At 65.5% G+C, this 14,907-nt stretch carries 13 protein-coding genes; 11 read left to right on the plus strand and 2 right to left on the minus strand.

Annotated elements, in window-relative coordinates; all coding sequences use genetic code 11:
• Positions 1-91: 91 nt before the first annotated feature.
• From L8F97_RS01270 to L8F97_RS01290, 5 genes are all read left to right on the plus strand, one after another.
• On the plus strand, positions 92-2,173 hold the full coding sequence (locus L8F97_RS01270; protein ID WP_242146188.1) for a glycoside hydrolase family 36 protein: 2,082 nt from the start codon (positions 92-94) through the stop codon (positions 2,171-2,173).
• Positions 2,170-3,084, plus strand: coding sequence for a DMT family transporter (locus L8F97_RS01275; protein WP_242146189.1), 915 nt, complete (start codon positions 2,170-2,172; stop codon positions 3,082-3,084). Before L8F97_RS01270 ends, L8F97_RS01275 begins: the two co-directional genes overlap by 4 nt.
• Before the next feature lie 70 nt (positions 3,085-3,154).
• The gene (locus tag L8F97_RS01280) at positions 3,155-4,438 is read left to right on the plus strand and encodes a D-tagatose-bisphosphate aldolase, class II, non-catalytic subunit (protein ID WP_409928989.1); all 1,284 of its coding nucleotides are present in this window, start codon (positions 3,155-3,157) and stop codon (positions 4,436-4,438) included.
• On the plus strand, positions 4,431-5,573 hold the full coding sequence (locus L8F97_RS01285; RefSeq protein WP_242146191.1) for an SIS domain-containing protein: 1,143 nt from the start codon (positions 4,431-4,433) through the stop codon (positions 5,571-5,573). The genes L8F97_RS01280 and L8F97_RS01285 overlap by 8 nt, the downstream gene beginning before the upstream one ends.
• Positions 5,570-6,505 (plus strand): N-acetylglucosamine kinase, encoded by a 936-nt coding sequence (locus L8F97_RS01290; protein ID WP_242146192.1) that lies wholly within the window; start codon positions 5,570-5,572, stop codon positions 6,503-6,505. Before L8F97_RS01285 ends, L8F97_RS01290 begins: the two co-directional genes overlap by 4 nt.
• A gap of 19 nt (positions 6,506-6,524) precedes the next feature.
• Here the strand turns inward: L8F97_RS01290 and L8F97_RS01295 are convergent, their stop codons facing one another.
• Complete coding sequence (locus L8F97_RS01295; RefSeq protein WP_242146193.1) at positions 6,525-7,481, minus strand: LysR family transcriptional regulator; 957 nt, start codon at positions 7,479-7,481, stop codon at positions 6,525-6,527.
• A gap of 107 nt (positions 7,482-7,588) precedes the next feature.
• Between L8F97_RS01295 and L8F97_RS01300 the strand changes: the two genes are divergently transcribed.
• Both L8F97_RS01300 and L8F97_RS01305 read left to right on the plus strand, forming a co-directional pair.
• The gene (locus L8F97_RS01300) at positions 7,589-8,695 is read left to right on the plus strand and encodes an aromatic ring-hydroxylating oxygenase subunit alpha (RefSeq protein WP_242146194.1); all 1,107 of its coding nucleotides are present in this window, start codon (positions 7,589-7,591) and stop codon (positions 8,693-8,695) included.
• 135 nt (positions 8,696-8,830) lie between these two features.
• Positions 8,831-9,970, plus strand: a complete 1,140-nt coding sequence (locus tag L8F97_RS01305; protein ID WP_242146195.1) for an alpha/beta hydrolase family esterase — start codon at positions 8,831-8,833, stop codon at positions 9,968-9,970.
• Between the two features lie 89 nt (positions 9,971-10,059).
• Here the strand turns inward: L8F97_RS01305 and L8F97_RS01310 are convergent, their stop codons facing one another.
• Positions 10,060-10,641, minus strand: a complete 582-nt coding sequence (locus L8F97_RS01310; protein WP_242146196.1) for a hypothetical protein — start codon at positions 10,639-10,641, stop codon at positions 10,060-10,062.
• A 122-nt stretch (positions 10,642-10,763) separates the two neighbouring features.
• On the opposite strand from L8F97_RS01310, the gene L8F97_RS01315 reads away from it, so the two are divergent.
• The 4 genes from L8F97_RS01315 (at position 10,764) to L8F97_RS01330 (ending at position 14,895) form a co-directional block, all read left to right on the plus strand.
• On the plus strand, positions 10,764-11,429 hold the full coding sequence (locus tag L8F97_RS01315) for a response regulator transcription factor (RefSeq protein ID WP_242146197.1): 666 nt from the start codon (positions 10,764-10,766) through the stop codon (positions 11,427-11,429).
• The gene (locus L8F97_RS01320; RefSeq protein ID WP_242146198.1) at positions 11,426-12,793 is read left to right on the plus strand and encodes a sensor histidine kinase; all 1,368 of its coding nucleotides are present in this window, start codon (positions 11,426-11,428) and stop codon (positions 12,791-12,793) included. The genes L8F97_RS01315 and L8F97_RS01320 overlap by 4 nt, the downstream gene beginning before the upstream one ends.
• 78 nt (positions 12,794-12,871) lie before the next feature.
• Positions 12,872-13,192 (plus strand): DUF485 domain-containing protein, encoded by a 321-nt coding sequence (locus L8F97_RS01325; RefSeq protein WP_242146199.1) that lies wholly within the window; start codon positions 12,872-12,874, stop codon positions 13,190-13,192.
• 5 nt (positions 13,193-13,197) lie between these two features.
• The gene (locus L8F97_RS01330) at positions 13,198-14,895 is read left to right on the plus strand and encodes a cation acetate symporter (protein WP_277924728.1); all 1,698 of its coding nucleotides are present in this window, start codon (positions 13,198-13,200) and stop codon (positions 14,893-14,895) included.
• The last annotated feature ends 12 nt before the right edge of the window (positions 14,896-14,907 follow it).

Below are 14,907 nucleotides of genomic sequence, written 5' to 3' on the forward strand. Positions count from 1 at the left end.
GTTTTGATTTGCGCAAGCCATAACCTTCGGGCACATCCCGTGTACGAAGTCGCTCGCCAGAGATGAAGCGGCGTTCCTGAGAGGTTAGTCCGTGTCATACCCTCATCTGTCCCGGCGAAGCGCGCTCGCCAAATTGTCGGGCGCCGCGGCCGCCTTGGTCGCCGCCCCCGCCGTCGCGCGCGTCGCCATCAAACAGGCGCCGGTCGTCTCGCTGTCGGACGGCGTGCTGACGATCGAATTCGACTCGGGCATGCACTCGCGCATTTCGAAAGCGGGCAAGGCGCTGACCGCGATGGAGCCGGGAGAGGCGATCCGCCTCGGCGACCAGCGCATCGTCGATCGTTTCCTGCTGGTCGAACAGACGCAGGAAACGGTGCCCGGTGGCCAGGCCCATCACCTGCGCGGTACCGCCGGGGGCGGCATCGAGAAGCGCGTGTCGGTGACGTTTCTCAAGGCCTATCCTGGCCTTGCGCTGCTCGACATCCGCTATCGCAATACCGGTACGGCGCCGCTCGCCGTCGATGGCTGGCAGACCGCGACGCACGATCTCCTCGCACATCCTGACGGCGCATGGAGCTTTTCCGGCGCGTCCTACCCCGATCGCCGAGACTGGGTGCAGCCGATCCGCCCGGGTACCGGGCAGCGTAACTTCATGGGCATGAACGCGTCGGATTACGGCGGCGGCACGCCGGTCGCGGTGGTGTGGCGGCGCGATGCCGGCATCGCCGTCGGCCACGTCGATGTCGTGCCGCGCCTCGTCTCGCTGCCGGTCGCCGGCCAGCCGACCGGAACGCGCATCGCCATCGCGGGTGACGAGGCGACGGTGCTGCCGCCCGGCGGCACGCTGACCCTGCCGCCGGTGTTCCTCATGGTGCACGACGGCGATCATTTCCGTGCCCTCGATGCCTATCGCCGGTTGATGGCGACCCGTGGCATCGCCGCGCCCGCCATCCCCGAGCCGAGCTATGCACCGGTGTGGTGCGCCTGGGGCTATGGCCGCGACTTCAAGATCGCCGAAGTGCTGACGGCGATGGGCAAGGCCAAGGAGATCGGTCTGGAATGGGCGGTGCTAGACGACGGCTGGCAGACCTCCGAAGGCGACTGGAAGCTCAACCCGGCCAAGTTCCCGCACGGCGAGGCCGACATGAAAGCCTTCGCGTCCGCGATCAAGGCGGGCGGCATGCGCCCGCGCCTGTGGCTGGCGCCACTCGCCGCCGATCCCGGCACCGATCTGCTCCGCGATCACGCTGACATGCTGCTGCTCGACAAGGACGGCGCGGCGCAGAACGTCAGCTTCTGGGACGCGTTTACGCTGTGCCCGGCCTATCCGCCGGTGGTCGACTATTTCCGCGGGCAAATCCGCCGCATCCTCGGGTGGGGTTTCGAGGGGTTGAAGCTCGACGGCCAGCATCTCAACGGTGTTGCGCCCTGCTACAACCCCGCGCACAACCACAAGCGGCCGGAGGAATCGTACGAGAAGCTCCAGGATTTCTGGAAGGCGCTTTACGACGAGGCGATCTCGATCAACCCGAACGCGGTGATGGAAATCTGCCCGTGCGGCGATTCCTTCGCGTTCCACAATATCCCCGGCATGAACCACACGCCCGCGTCCGATCCGACGTCGTCATGGCAAATCCGCCTCAAGGGCAAGACGTTCAAGGCGATGATGGGGCCGTCCGCGCCGTTTGCGGGCGATCATGTCGAACTGAGCGATCGCCACAACGACTTCGCCTCGCATTACGGCATCGGCGCGATCCCCTCGACCAAGTTCACCTGGCCGCATGATCCGGTCAACACCACCGATCCGCTGCCGCCGGGCGGCATCGTGCTGAACCCGGCGAAAGAGGCACTGTGGCGCAAGTGGATCGCTTTGTACCGTGTCAACATGCTCTCCAAGGGCGAATATCTCGGCGGACTGTACGACATCGGCTTCGACAAGCCCGAGGGCCACGCGATCCGCAAAGACGGGCGCATGCATTACGCCTTTTACGCGGATCGCTGGGCCGGCGCGGTTACCCTGCGCGGTCTGCCGCCCGGCCGCCACCGCGTGAAGGACAGTTTCACCGGGCAACCGCTCGGCACCGTCTCAGGCCCGGAGGCGACCTTGCCCGCCACGTTCGAGCATTTCCTCGTGCTCGACACCACGCCCCTCGACGGAAAGACCACCGCATGACCGCAACCTCTCCCGGCGGCCGCGCGTGGCTGCTCAACGCGATGGCGACGGTGGTGCTGTGGGGCATCTGGGGCGCGATTTCCGGTCTGTCGCCGCAGCACGGCTTCCCCGAAACTTTGGTCTATTGCGTGTGGGCGCTGACGATGATCCCGCCCGCGCTGGTGGTGCTGGCGCTCGCCAAGTGGAAGCTCGACCTGAACCCACGCGCCATCGCCTATGGTGTCGCGGTCGGTGCGCTTGGGGCAGGGGGGCAGATGGTGTTGTTCTACGCGGTGACGCGCGGGCCGGCCTATCTAATCTTCCCGGTCATCTCGCTGTCGCCGGTCGTCACCATCGCGCTGTCGTTCCTGTTCATGGGGGAGCGTACCGGCCGGCTTGGAGCGGTCGGCATCCTGCTCGCGCTGCTCGCGCTGCCGACGTTCGATTTCGCGCCCGGCGGCGATGCGCAGGGCGGCGGCTGGATTATCCTCGCGCTGATCGTGATGCTGTGCTGGGGCTTGCAGGCCTATTTCATGAAGGCCGCCAACACGATCATGTCGGGCGAGAGCATCTTTTTCTACATGACGGCGACGGGGCTGGCGCTGGTGCCGGTGGCGCTGTCGCTCACCGATTTTAGCCGCCCGATCAACTACGGCGCGGATGGACCCGGCCTCGCGGCGGTGATCCAGGTGTTGAACGCGATCGGTGCGCTGACGCTGGTGTTCGCCTTCCGCTACGGCAAGGCGATCATCGTCGCGCCACTCACCAACGCGGGCGCACCGCTCGCCACCGCGATCATCTCGCTGGTTGCGCTGGGTGTCATGCCCGGCCCGGTGAAACTGGTCGGCATCGTGCTTGCCGTGATCGCTTCGCTGTTGCTCGCGGTCGAATCGGACACGAAAGACGATACGGCTGTCACTGCGGTCGTGTAGGTTTCGTTTTGCATCATTACATTGCGTTAAAGCGCGATAGCTTGTAGTAAGCCGTCAAAGGAGAATGCCGGTGGAGACGATTCGAAACCTCGTCGCCGATCACAAACGTGGCAGGACGGTGGGCATCACCTCGGTGTGCTCGGCGCATCCGCTTGTGATCGAGGCGACCTTTGTTCACGCGCTGCGACGCGATGCGCGCTTCGTGCTGATCGAGGCGACATCCAATCAGGTCAATCAGGATGGCGGCTATACCGGCATGGTTCCGGCCGACTTCCGCGCGTTCGTGGAGGGCATCGCAGACCGGATCGGCTACCCTCGAGACCGTCTCGTGCTTGGCGGTGACCATCTCGGTCCCAACGCCTGGACCAGCCTGCCGGCAGATGCCGCGATGGCCAAGGCGGAGATCATGATCGGTGATTACGTGCGTGCCGGTTTCGCGAAGATTCACCTCGACTGTTCGATGTCCTGTGAAGGTGACCCGACGCCGCTGCCGGAACGCACCGTCGCCGAACGCGCCGCGCGCCTGTGCCGCGTGGCGGAGGATGCCTATTCGGGCGATCCCGCCGATGCACCGGTCTACGTCATCGGCACAGAAGTCCCCGTACCTGGCGGCGCCGCGGAAGACCTCGACACGCTCGCCGTGACGACACCGGAGGCTGCGCTCGCCACGCTCGACATGCACCGCAGCCTGTTCGCCGAAGCCGGTTTGAAGGACGCGTGGGAACGCGTGATCGCCACCGTCGTCCAGCCCGGCGTCGAGTTCGATCACATGAAGGTGGTCGATTATGATCCCGCCGCCGCCACCGCGCTCAGCGAGGCTATCGTCCCGGTCGATCATATCGTCTTTGAGGCGCACTCGACCGATTACCAGACTGCCGACGCACTCGCCGCGTTGGTGCGCGACCATTTCGCCATCCTGAAGGTCGGTCCCGGCGTGACCTTCGCGCTGCGTGAGGCGCTGTGGGCGCTCGATGCAATCGAACGCGAGACCGTGCCGGCGGAGCAGCGCGCCAACCTGCGTGCCACCGCTATTGCCCGGATGCAGGCGGAGCCGGGCAACTGGCGGAAATATTATCACGAGAGCGGCGACGCCCTCGAACTGCAACTGCAATACTCGCTCAGCGACCGCATCCGCTATTATTGGCCGGACGCGGAGATCAGTGAAGCGCAGGCTCGGCTGTTCGACAATTTGCGCGCGCATACTCCGCCATTGCCGCTGCTCAGCCAGTATTTGCCTGTCGCTTACGCAGCGGTTCGCGCTGGTATCGCCACGCTCGATCCCATCGACCTGATCGTCGCGCACATCGGTGCGACGCTCGACGCCTATTACGGAGCCTGCAATCCCAATGCTTGATACCAACCTCGCGCTCGACCACTCGGCTACGAGCGACGATAGCTGGACGCGGCGCGAAATCCTCCAGCAGCCCGCTACGCTACGCGCGACGCAAGCAATCCTCGACGCCTCTCATGCCGAGATCGACGGCTTCGTAGGTCCGCTGCTCGCACGGCCCGACCTCCGCATCATGCTGTGTGGTGCGGGCACGTCCGCCTTTATCGGCGAGTGCCTCGCACCGTGGCTGTCGGCGACGCTCGGCCGGCCGGTCGAGGCGGTGGCGACCACCGACATCGTCAGCGCGCCGCACCTGTACCTTGCGGCCGATCGCCCGACCCTGATGGTGTCGTTCGGCCGTTCCGGCAACAGCCCGGAAAGTGTCGCCGCCGTGGAACTCGCCGACGCGCGGGTGGCGTCGGTCCACCACCTTATCATCACCTGCAACGCGGATGGCGCGCTGTCGCGCCGCGTCACCGGTAACAACCACGTCGTGCTGCTGCCGGAGGAGACGCACGACCGCGCCTTCGCGATGACGTCCAGCTTCAGCGCGATGATGCTGTCGGCCTTGTCGATCTTCACCGGGCGGGGAACGATGCCCGCTCACGTCGAGGCGATCGCCAGCGCCGTCGAGGCGATGCTCGACCGGTCCGATGTCGAGGCGGCAACACTTGCCGGCGCGGATTTCGAGCGTGTCGTGTATTTGGGCAGCGGTGTGTTCCAGGGTCTCGCCCGCGAAGCCGCGCTGAAGCTGCTTGAACTCACCGACGGCGCGATTCCGACCGCGTTCGACTCCTCGCTCGGCTTCCGCCACGGTCCCAAGACGATCGTGACGCCGCGCACGCTGGTGGTGGTGTTCGTGTCGAACGATCCGCTGACCCGCCTCTACGACCTCGACATCATCGAGGAACTGCGTGCCGATGGCCGCTGCGGTGCAGTGGTGGTGATCGCCGCGCAAGACACCAGCGGCGCGACGCTGCTGGTCGAGAACGCGGCTGATCTGGCCGATGCCGACCTGCTGTTCCCGTACATCACGTTTGCACAGCTTTACGGCCTGCATTGCTCGTTGCGGCTCGGTCGTACGCCGGATCAGCCCAACGCCAGCGGCACCGTCAACCGCGTCGTACAAGGCGTGCGCATCCATACGCCAACCGCATGACGTTCTACCTTGGTGTGGATGGCGGCGGTACCAAGACTGAGTTCGTCGCCATCGACGATAGCGGGCAGGTGGTGGCGCGGGCGCTGACCGGCACCACCTATCACTTGCAAGTCGGGCTGGATGGAGCGGTGGCGCGGCTGTCCCAAGGTATCGGTACGGTGTGCGCGCAACTAGCGGTGTCCTGCAGCGATCTTGGCTATGCGTTCTTCGGCTTGCCGGCGTTCGGCGAAGACGCGCGGATCGATCCGCTGCTCGACGCCGCGTGCGGGCGTTTGTTGGGGCATGACCGCTACGGATGCGACAACGATATGGTATGCGGTTGGGCAGGGTCGCTGGCGTGTGCGGACGGAATCAATCTGGTCGCGGGAACCGGGTCGATCGGCTACGGCGAGCGGCAGGGCCGCAAGGCGCGCGCTGGCGGATGGGGAGAGGTCTTCAGCGACGAGGGATCGGCCTATTGGATCGCGCTGCGGGGGCTTAACGTCTTCACGCGGATGAGCGACGGGCGACTGCCGATCGGGCCGCTTAGGCAAGGGTTTATCGATGCGCTCGATCTGAGTACGGATCTCGACATTTGCGCACGCGTGATGGGTGAGCGCGGTATGGCCCGCGACGAGATCGCCGCACTCGCGCCGATCGTATCGCGGGCGGCGGAGCAGGGCGATTGGGAAGCGACCGCCATCCTTGAGCGGGCGGCTACGGAACTTGCGGGCATCGCGCAGGCTCTGCGGCGGCAACTGGCGTTCGGGCAGGATGAGACGGTGCTGCTGTCGTGGTCCGGCAGCATCCTGACCAAACTGGATGCGGTGCGAGAGCCGTTCCTGCGTACCTTGCAGAAACTCGCCCCGTATGAGCTGGTCGCGCCGCGTCATGATCCTGGGATGGGGGCGGCGTTGTATGCGGCGCTGCTCGGGCGTTCTGCCACGCCCTGAAGCGGTGCTGGGTAGCGGCTCAGAGTGGATCGATAAATTCGGCCCAGAAGGGCGATTGGCGGCTCTGGGTCGGATCCTTTCCGAGGAACAGGTCCGCGACCTCCTTTCGCAGCCACGCCACGGCCGGATCCGTATGCGCGCGGCGATGCCAGAACTGCTTCAACTCCACCGCCGGAACATCGAATGGAACGGGCAGCGTGCGCAAGCCGAGCAGCCGCGCGTAGATCTGGCCCACCGCAAGCGGCACGACCGTTAACATGTCCGATCGCGCCACCAGCAGTGGTACGCTCATGAAGTGAGGCGAGAGCAACGTGATCCGACGTTCCAGCCCGAGTTCCCGAACGCGGTGTTCGTAGCGTTCTTGGCTTCTGCCCTCCTGCGTCACGACGACATGCTCGGCCGCGAGATACTGGTCGAGGGAGAGTTCGTCGCCGATGGTCGGATGGTCAGGCCGGACCAGACAGACGAAGGGTTGCTCAAACAGCGTCTGTTCGTAATGCCCCGCCGTGTTGGGGTCGATGAGGTGGCCGATCGCAAGGTCGATCGTGCCATCCGCAAGCCCGCGCAAAAGATCGACCGGCTCGGCTGCGACCGAACGGATCGTGATGCCGGGCGCCTTCACTCGCAGCACCGCGATCAGGTCGGGCAGGAACACCAGATCGCCCAGATCGGACAAGCCGATCGCGATCCGGCGCTTGGCGCGGGCGGGATCGAACACGGCCACCGACACGATGTCCGAGCGGATGGTCGCGACGGTGCGCGTCACCGGCTCCCGCAGCTGTTCGGCAAAGGCGGTCGGCGCCATCACACCGCCCTGCCGCACGAAAAGCTCGTCACCGAAATGCTGCCGAAGGCGACGTAGTGCGAGGCTAACCCCCGGCTGCGTTAGGCCAAGCGCACGCCCCGCCGCCGAAACGTTGGCATGAGCGTACAGCGCGTCGAGCACGCGCAACAGGTTGAGATCGAGCGGCGCCATTTCCGCAGCTTATACCAGCTATTTGGCAAATATGCAGCGGTGATGATTTTCGCTGTGATATCATTGGGGCGAAAACAAGAGCGGCCCCGAGCCGTTGGAGATGGATTATGGAAGCGTCTCAGCATCAGCGCCACGATGGAAGCACGGTCACGCCGGGCTGGCCACGGAATAGCTGGTATGTCGCGGCAAGCTCGGACGAGATCGGCACGACACCGTTTGCGCGTCAGATCTGCGGCGTCCGCATGGTATTCTACCGCCCGTCGGGGCGCGCACCCGTCGCGTTCGAGGATTTTTGCCCGCATCGCGGCGCGCCACTGTCGTTGGGGTTCGTTCGCGGGGAGACGCTGGTTTGCGGCTACCACGGCCTGGCGGTCGATTGTCGCGGCGCGGTCGAAAGCATGCCGGGGCAGCGCGTCAAGAACTTCCCCCCGGTCAGCGCCTTTGCCGTGATCGAGCGCTATGGCTTCGTGTGGGTGTGGCCGGGCGATCAGGCGCAAGCCAGCCCGAGTGCGCTACCGGATCTTGCTTGGGGGGAGAGCGACGCATGGGCTTACGGGGGCGGCCGCTACCACATCGCATGCGATTATCGGCTGATGATCGACAATCTGATGGACCTCACCCACGAGACCTATGTCCATGCGAGCAGCATCGGCCAGAAGGAAATCGACGAGGCGCCGGTAAAGACACACACCGAGGGCGACGAGGTCATCACCAGCCGTTTCATGGAGAAGGTCAGCGCGCCACCGTTCTGGCGGATGGCGTTGCGGGGCGCGGGCTTGCCGGAAGACGCGGTGGTCGATCGGTGGCAGATCTGCCGCTTCAATCTGCCGAGCCACGTCATGATCGAGGTTGGCGTGGCGCTGACCGGAGAAGGTGGCTACCACGCCGATCCTTCCAAGAAAGCATCAAGCATCGTCGTCGACTTCATCACGCCGGAAACCGAGACGTCGCATTGGTATTTCTGGGGGATGGCACGTCAGTTCGCGGTGACGGACGCAGCACTCACCGACACGATCCGGACGGGACAGGGCAAGATCTTCAGCGAAGACCTCGACATGCTCGAGCAGCAGCAGCGTAACCTGACGCGCTATCCCGATCGGCGCCTGCTGAAGCTGAACATCGATGCCGGTGGTGCGCGCTCGAGATTGGCGATCGAGCGTGCCATCGCGCGCGAACAGGGCATCCCAGTCGTGGAGACAGCAACGGCGGCCTGACGGACTGGCAACGGTCGAGCGGCAACACGTCAGATAACGTTTATTATCGCGGCGTGGCCTGGACGCGGTTGATTGTGCAGTGCAGCATGACGATGTCTGTTGTCATGCCGGGCCAGTGCCGGCGCTGGAGACTGCATGATGCGCGGCATTTCTGATACGATCGCGCGGTTCAACGCCGCTGCGGCCCGCGCCCGTGTTGTTGGGCAGCCTGTGACCAGCAACTTGCGCCCACTGACGGGGCTCGGCTCGAACCCCGGTGGACTTGCCGGCTATTTGCATCTTCCGGACGATCTGCCCGCCGCAGCGCCGTTGGTCGTCGTCCTTCATGGCTGCACGCAAACGGCGGCGGGCTACGACGCAGCATCGGGTTGGTCGCGACTGGCCGACAAGCAGGGCTTTGCCGTGCTGTATCCCGAGCAGCAGCGCGGCAACAATCCGAACACGTGCTTCAACTGGTTCGAGGCGGGCGATACGCGGCGTGGGTCGGGGGAAGTCGAGTCGATCCACCAGATGATCCGGGCGGTGACACGCCAGCACGCGATCGATCCACGCCGGATCTACATCACCGGCCTGTCCGCTGGTGGCGCGATGACGGCGGCTATGCTGGCGTGCTACCCCGAACTGTTCGCTGGTGGCGCGATCATCGCGGGCCTGCCCTACGGAGTCGCGCGCGATATGGTGCAGGCGTTTGATCGCATGCGTGGCCATGGCCTACCGAGCGGGGACACGCTGTCGGCAGCGGTAACGGATGCTTCCTCGCATCGCGGCCCGTGGCCGAAGCTTTCCGTTTGGCATGGCGACAAGGACGCGACCGTCAGCGCGGCCAACGCCGATGCGATCGTAGCCCAGTGGCGCGGCGTGCATGGCTTGCCAGCTCAGCCTACGCGGGCCGATCGGGTCGATCAGATGCCGCATCGGGTGTGGTGCGGTGCGGACGGGCAAGTGCTTGTCGAGGAGTATATCATTCCTGGCATGGGCCACGGTACGCCGCTCAAGACCAAGGGCGCAGGTGCTTATGGTGCGGCCGCCCCGTTCATGCTGGACGTCGGCATTTCGTCTACGCTGCGGATCGCGGAGTTCTGGGGAATTGCGCCCGCGGGAGAGTCCGTTGCGTCGCAGCCGCGCTCCGAAGCGCGCGATGCCGCCACGCTGCCAATGCGCGCGGAGCCGCGCCGGCCGCAGGGGCGAAAGGTCGAGCCTGATGCGGCGCGTGGCGCAGCCGGGATCGGCAAGGTGATCGAGGATGCGCTTCGGGCCGCAGGGCTGATGCGCTAGCGGGTAGCGATGTGCCGGATCCGAGACGGCGGCAGTTTCAGAGGCATAGGCTCGAAAAAAAGGGCGGCGATTACGCCGCCCTTTCGCTGTCAGGCGCCGGTGGGCGCGACCGTTGGACCCTTGGCCACAGGGGCCGTGCCAGCGGCCGGGGGCGGGGGCGGCGGGGCTGCGTCGCGAGCGCCCGGGGGCGGCGGCGGGCCGTCGGGACCATCGGGACCATGCGGACCGCGCGGCGGCCCATGGGGATGATCGAGCGGCCCGAGCGCGAGCACCTTCTTGTCCGGGCCGACCAGGAACGCGGCGTGAACCAGTCCGCGTTCAAAGCGACCCTGCACCATCACCGGCTCACCGGCCGTAACCAGCGTGCGATCGTCCCCCTCCGGGCCGGCATCGACCAGCGCGCGCCCGCTTGCATCCGCCACGATGAACTTGTTGCCGTAGATTTCGGCGACCTGGCCGCGAATGGTGACGATGTTGCCGGAGGTGAGCGAACGGATCGCCACCGGCGTCGTTGGTGCCATCGTGACGGCGGGTCGGGTTTCCGACACCACCGCCGCACCGGCCGCACCGCCGAGCACGAGAAGTGCGGCGCCGATCACGGCAAGCTTGCTCTGGCGTTTCTTGCGGGCGCCATGCTGCGGGTGATCGTGCGATTCGAGTAGATCAGTCATTTGCAGGGTCCTTCTTGGTTGGTGGAGCCCTTTTACGACTCGGCGCCCGCACACCGCTGAACCACGCCGTTCAGATTGCGTTTAGTTTGCAGCCATAGGGGTTGAGGGGGAGGAACGGTCGCTTGCGCATTCTGCTCGTCGAAGACGATGATGTATTGGCCGAGGGGATCGCGCGGGCGCTCCGTGCGGAGAACTTCGCGGTCGACCACGCTGGCAACGGCCTAGACGGCGGCCATCTCGGCGCGACCGAACTGTACGACGCGGTGGTGCTGGACCTTGGCCTTCCGATCAAGGATGGCGTGACGGTGCTACGCGAATGGCGCGCGGAACGGCGCGACATGCCGGTCCTCGTCCTCACCGCGCGTGATGGATGGTCGGAGAAGGTCGCCGCGTTCAAGGCCGGCGCCGATGATTACCTCACCAAGCCGTTTCGCACAGAGGAGGTGGTGTTGCGGCTGCGTGCGCTCGTCCGGCGGGCTGCTGGCCATGCTGGCGCGATCCTGACCTGCGGCAAGCTCGTTTTCGACGCACAGCTCGGTACGTTCGAGTTGGAAGGGTTGCCGCTCAAGCTCACCGCGTTCGAATGGCGCGTCCTGTCCGCGCTGATGCTGCGCAAGGAAGTGGTCGTCGACCGCGCCGATCTGATCGAGCGTGTGTACGAGGGCGATGCGGATGTGGACTCCAACTCGATCGAAGTCATCATTGGACGGTTGCGCAAGAAGATCGGGCCGACGATGATCGAAACCGTGCGCGGGCGCGGCTACCGCGTGACGGCGACCGGTACATGAGACTGGTGCCGCGCTCGCTCGCCGGGCGTCTGCTTGGCATCGCCACGTTGACGACACTAGCGGCGCTGGTGTTCGCTGCGTTCAGCATCGGGCATGTGCTGGAGCGTTTCGTGGTTCAGGGCCTCGATCAACAACTCGATGCCGAGGTGACGATGCTGGCCAGGGCGGTGCGCGGCGATGGTACGCTGGACCATGCCCGTGTGGTCGACCTGCCGGTGTTCGATACGCCGGGCGCAGGCTGGGGCTGGCGTGTCGAGAGTGCACGCGGACGCTGGACCGGTGGCGATCCGACCGAAGGTGATGTGCCGATCGCTGGACCTGACCGTGCGCTCCTCCCTGGTAGTGGCGAGCGTTCCGGCGTGCACCCCGGCGAAGGCGTCGCGCGTTCCGGAGAGCGGGTGCATGTGCGCCAGAGCACGATTGATACCACTGCAGGACCGGCGGTCGTGACGGTGAGCGGACCACGACACCTTGCGCTTGCGCCGCTTCGCGATGCGCTGGTGCCGCTGCTCGGCTCGTTGGCTCTGCTGGGTGTCGCTCTGGTGGTCGCGACCGTCCTGCAACTTCGTTTCGGGTTGAGGCCGCTGCGTACGCTGCGCGCTTCGCTCGCCGACGTGCGCGCCGGGCGGGCGGGGCGGTTGCCCGCCGACCAGCCGGATGAGCTTGCCCCACTGGCGGCGGAACTCAACGCGTTGATCGACCAGAACGAAGCCGGGCTGGAACACGCGCGGCGCCATGTCGCCAATCTGGCGCATGGCCTGAAGACACCGCTTGCCGCGCTGAGCCTCAAGCTGGCGGAAAGCGGACGGGACCCGGACGGAAGCCTTGGTGCGATGGTGGCGGATATCGACAGCCGCATCCGCCACCACCTCGGCCGGGCAAGGGCGGCAGCTCCTGGCGGTGCCAGACGCGTGCGTACTGCGTTGAGACTGACGATCGACGATCTCGTCGCCGTGCTGCGACGGGTCCACGCCGACAAACCTGTCACGCTCTCGATTGACGTTGCGTCCACGCTGGTGGTGGTGGCCGATGCGCAGGATCTGAGCGAAATGCTCGGCAACCTTCTCGACAATGCGTGGCGACACACCGCTACGGCGATCACGATCAACGCTACACGCGTCGGCGCCAGCGTCGAGGTTCGGATCGAGGACGATGGTCCCGGAATTGCAGAGCAGGCGCTTGCCGACGCGCTCTCGCGTGGGCGGCGGCTGGACGAACGTGGCGATGGCCACGGCTTTGGCCTGCCGATCGCCGAGGAACTCGCGGAGTTGAACGGGGGGCGGCTGGCGCTTTCCACAGCGCGATCCGGTGGTCTGTGCGCGACCCTGACACTGCCGGCAGTCCCGACGGAGTTGGCCGGGTAGCGCTGCGGTCCGAAACAGAGGCGGCCTGACCGCAGGCATTGCCATTGGCGGGATGCTCGGCGATGAGAGGGTATGTCGATGCCCCAAGAACACGACCGCGAGCGCGTTGCGCGGATTGCCGCCGATCCCCGCTACATCGCGCTGGTGCGGGATCGACAACGGTTTTCCTGGGTGCTTACCGCGATCACGGTGGTCGTCTACAGCAGCTTCATCTCCTTCATCGCGTTCGACAAACCCTTGATGGCAAGCGCGATCGCCGGTGGCACGATCAGCATAGCGGTGGTGGCGGGTGTGGCGATGCTGATCGGGACCGTCGCGATTTGCGCGATCTACGTCTGGCGCGCCAACGGCAGCTATGATGCGCGGCTGGCAGAAGTGCTTGCGGATGCGCGGTCGTGAGGCGGCTGGCATTGCGCGCGACGGCGATAGCGATAGCGCTGCTCGGCTGGTCGAGCGTCGCGGGAGCGGCGATGGGCGGTGCGGTGCAACGCCAGCCGACCAACTGGACCGCGATTCTGATGTTCGCGGGCTTCGTCGGCATCACGTTGTGGATCACCGGTGTCGCGGCGCGGCGGACGCGCACCGTGTCCGACTTCTACACCGGCGGCGGCATCACCGGCTTTCAGAACGGACTGGCGATGGCGGGCGATTATTGCTCGGCCGCGTCGTTCCTCGGTATCACGTCGCAGATCTTCAACGATGGCTATGATGGGCTGATCTACGCGATCGGCTTCCTCGTCGGCTGGCCGATCGTGCTGTTTCTTGTTGCGGAAAAGCTGCGCAATCTCGGCCGCTTCACCTTCGCCGACGTTGCGTCGTACCGCTTCATGCAGGGGCCGGTCAGGACGTTCTCGGCCGTGAGCACGCTTTTTGTCGTCGCCTTCTACCTGATCGCGCAGATGGTCGGCGCCGGGCAACTCATCCAGTTGCTGTTCGGGCTGCCCTACCTCTACGCCATCGTCGTCGTCGGCGGGCTGATGATGGTGTACGTGCTGTTTGGCGGCATGCGCGCGACATCGTGGGTGCAGATCATCAAGGCGGTGATGTTGCTGTGTGGCGCGACGTTCCTCGTGCTGGGCGTCATGGCGCATGTGGGGTTCTCGTTCGAAACGCTGTTCGCGCAGGCCGTCGCTGTGAAAACGAAGCTGGCAGCGGAAAGTGGCCTGTCGCCGACGGACGCGGCGGTGAAGGGCCGCGCGATCATGGGCCCGGGCGGGTTCATCAAGGATCCGATTTCCGCACTGTCGTTCGGCTTCGCGCTGATGCTTGGGACGGCGGGCCTCCCGCATATCCTGATGCGCTTCTTTACGGTTCCCGATGCCCGCGAGGCGCGCAAATCGATCCTGTGGGCAACGGTGTGGATCGGTTATTTCTACGCGCTGACGTTCATACTCGGCTTCGGCGCGATCGTGATGATCTCCTTCAACCACGCCTATGTCGATGCCGGTGGCGCGCTGATCGGTGGCGGCAACATGGCGGTGATGCATCTGGCACATGCTATCGGCGGCAATCTGTTTCTCGGCTTCATCTCTGCCGTGGCGTTCGCGACGATTCTGGCGGTGGTGGCGGGGCTTACGCTGTCGGCCGCCTCGGCGATCTCGCACGACATCTACGCCAGCGTCATCCGCAAGGGGAAGGCCGATCCGGTAAAGGAACTGCGGGTGTCGCGGGTCACCACCGTCCTGCTCGGCATCGCGGCGATCATCCTTGGCATCGTCTTTCAGAAGCAGAACGTCGCCTTCATGGTCAGCCTCGCGTTCGCGCTCGCCGCATCGGGCAACTTCCCGGTGCTGGTCATGTCCCTGTTGTGGTCCGGTTGCACGACCAGGGGCGCAGCGTGGGGTGGCGCGATCGGACTGGTGACCGCGTTCGGATTAACCGTGCTGTCACCGGTGATCTGGGTGGCGGTGTTCGGGTTTGGCCATGCGATCTTCCCGTACAGTTCCCCCGCTTTGTTCTCGGTGCCGGCCGGGTTCATCGCGATCTGGCTGATTTCGCTGATCGACCGCTCACCGCGCGCCGCTATCGACAAGGCGGGTTATGCCGAGCAGCGCTTGCGTTCGGAAACCGGGCTTGGGGTCCACACGGCTGCGGTGCACTGACGGCAGTTCGCG

Origin of the sequence: Sphingomonas sp. BAUL-RG-20F-R05-02 (assembly GCF_022662305.1) — a bacterium.
Classification (GTDB): Bacteria; Pseudomonadota; Alphaproteobacteria; order Sphingomonadales; family Sphingomonadaceae; genus Sphingomonas.

What these genes read in the sequence shown, in the direction of transcription:
- L8F97_RS01320 (WP_242146198.1), top strand. Translation starts at nt 11,426, where the DNA reads ATGAGACTGGTGCCGCGCTCGCTCGCCGGGCGTCTGCTTGGCATCGCC.
- L8F97_RS01300 (WP_242146194.1), top strand. Translation starts at nt 7,589, where the DNA reads ATGGAAGCGTCTCAGCATCAGCGCCACGATGGAAGCACGGTCACGCCG.
- L8F97_RS01325 (WP_242146199.1), top strand. Translation starts at nt 12,872, where the DNA reads ATGCCCCAAGAACACGACCGCGAGCGCGTTGCGCGGATTGCCGCCGAT.
- L8F97_RS01305 (WP_242146195.1), top strand. Translation starts at nt 8,831, where the DNA reads ATGATGCGCGGCATTTCTGATACGATCGCGCGGTTCAACGCCGCTGCG.
- L8F97_RS01295 (WP_242146193.1), bottom strand. Translation starts at nt 7,481, where the DNA reads ATGGCGCCGCTCGATCTCAACCTGTTGCGCGTGCTCGACGCGCTGTAC.
- L8F97_RS01290 (WP_242146192.1), top strand. Translation starts at nt 5,570, where the DNA reads ATGACGTTCTACCTTGGTGTGGATGGCGGCGGTACCAAGACTGAGTTC.
- L8F97_RS01310 (WP_242146196.1), bottom strand. Translation starts at nt 10,641, where the DNA reads ATGACTGATCTACTCGAATCGCACGATCACCCGCAGCATGGCGCCCGC.
- L8F97_RS01285 (WP_242146191.1), top strand. Translation starts at nt 4,431, where the DNA reads ATGCTTGATACCAACCTCGCGCTCGACCACTCGGCTACGAGCGACGAT.
- L8F97_RS01275 (WP_242146189.1), top strand. Translation starts at nt 2,170, where the DNA reads ATGACCGCAACCTCTCCCGGCGGCCGCGCGTGGCTGCTCAACGCGATG.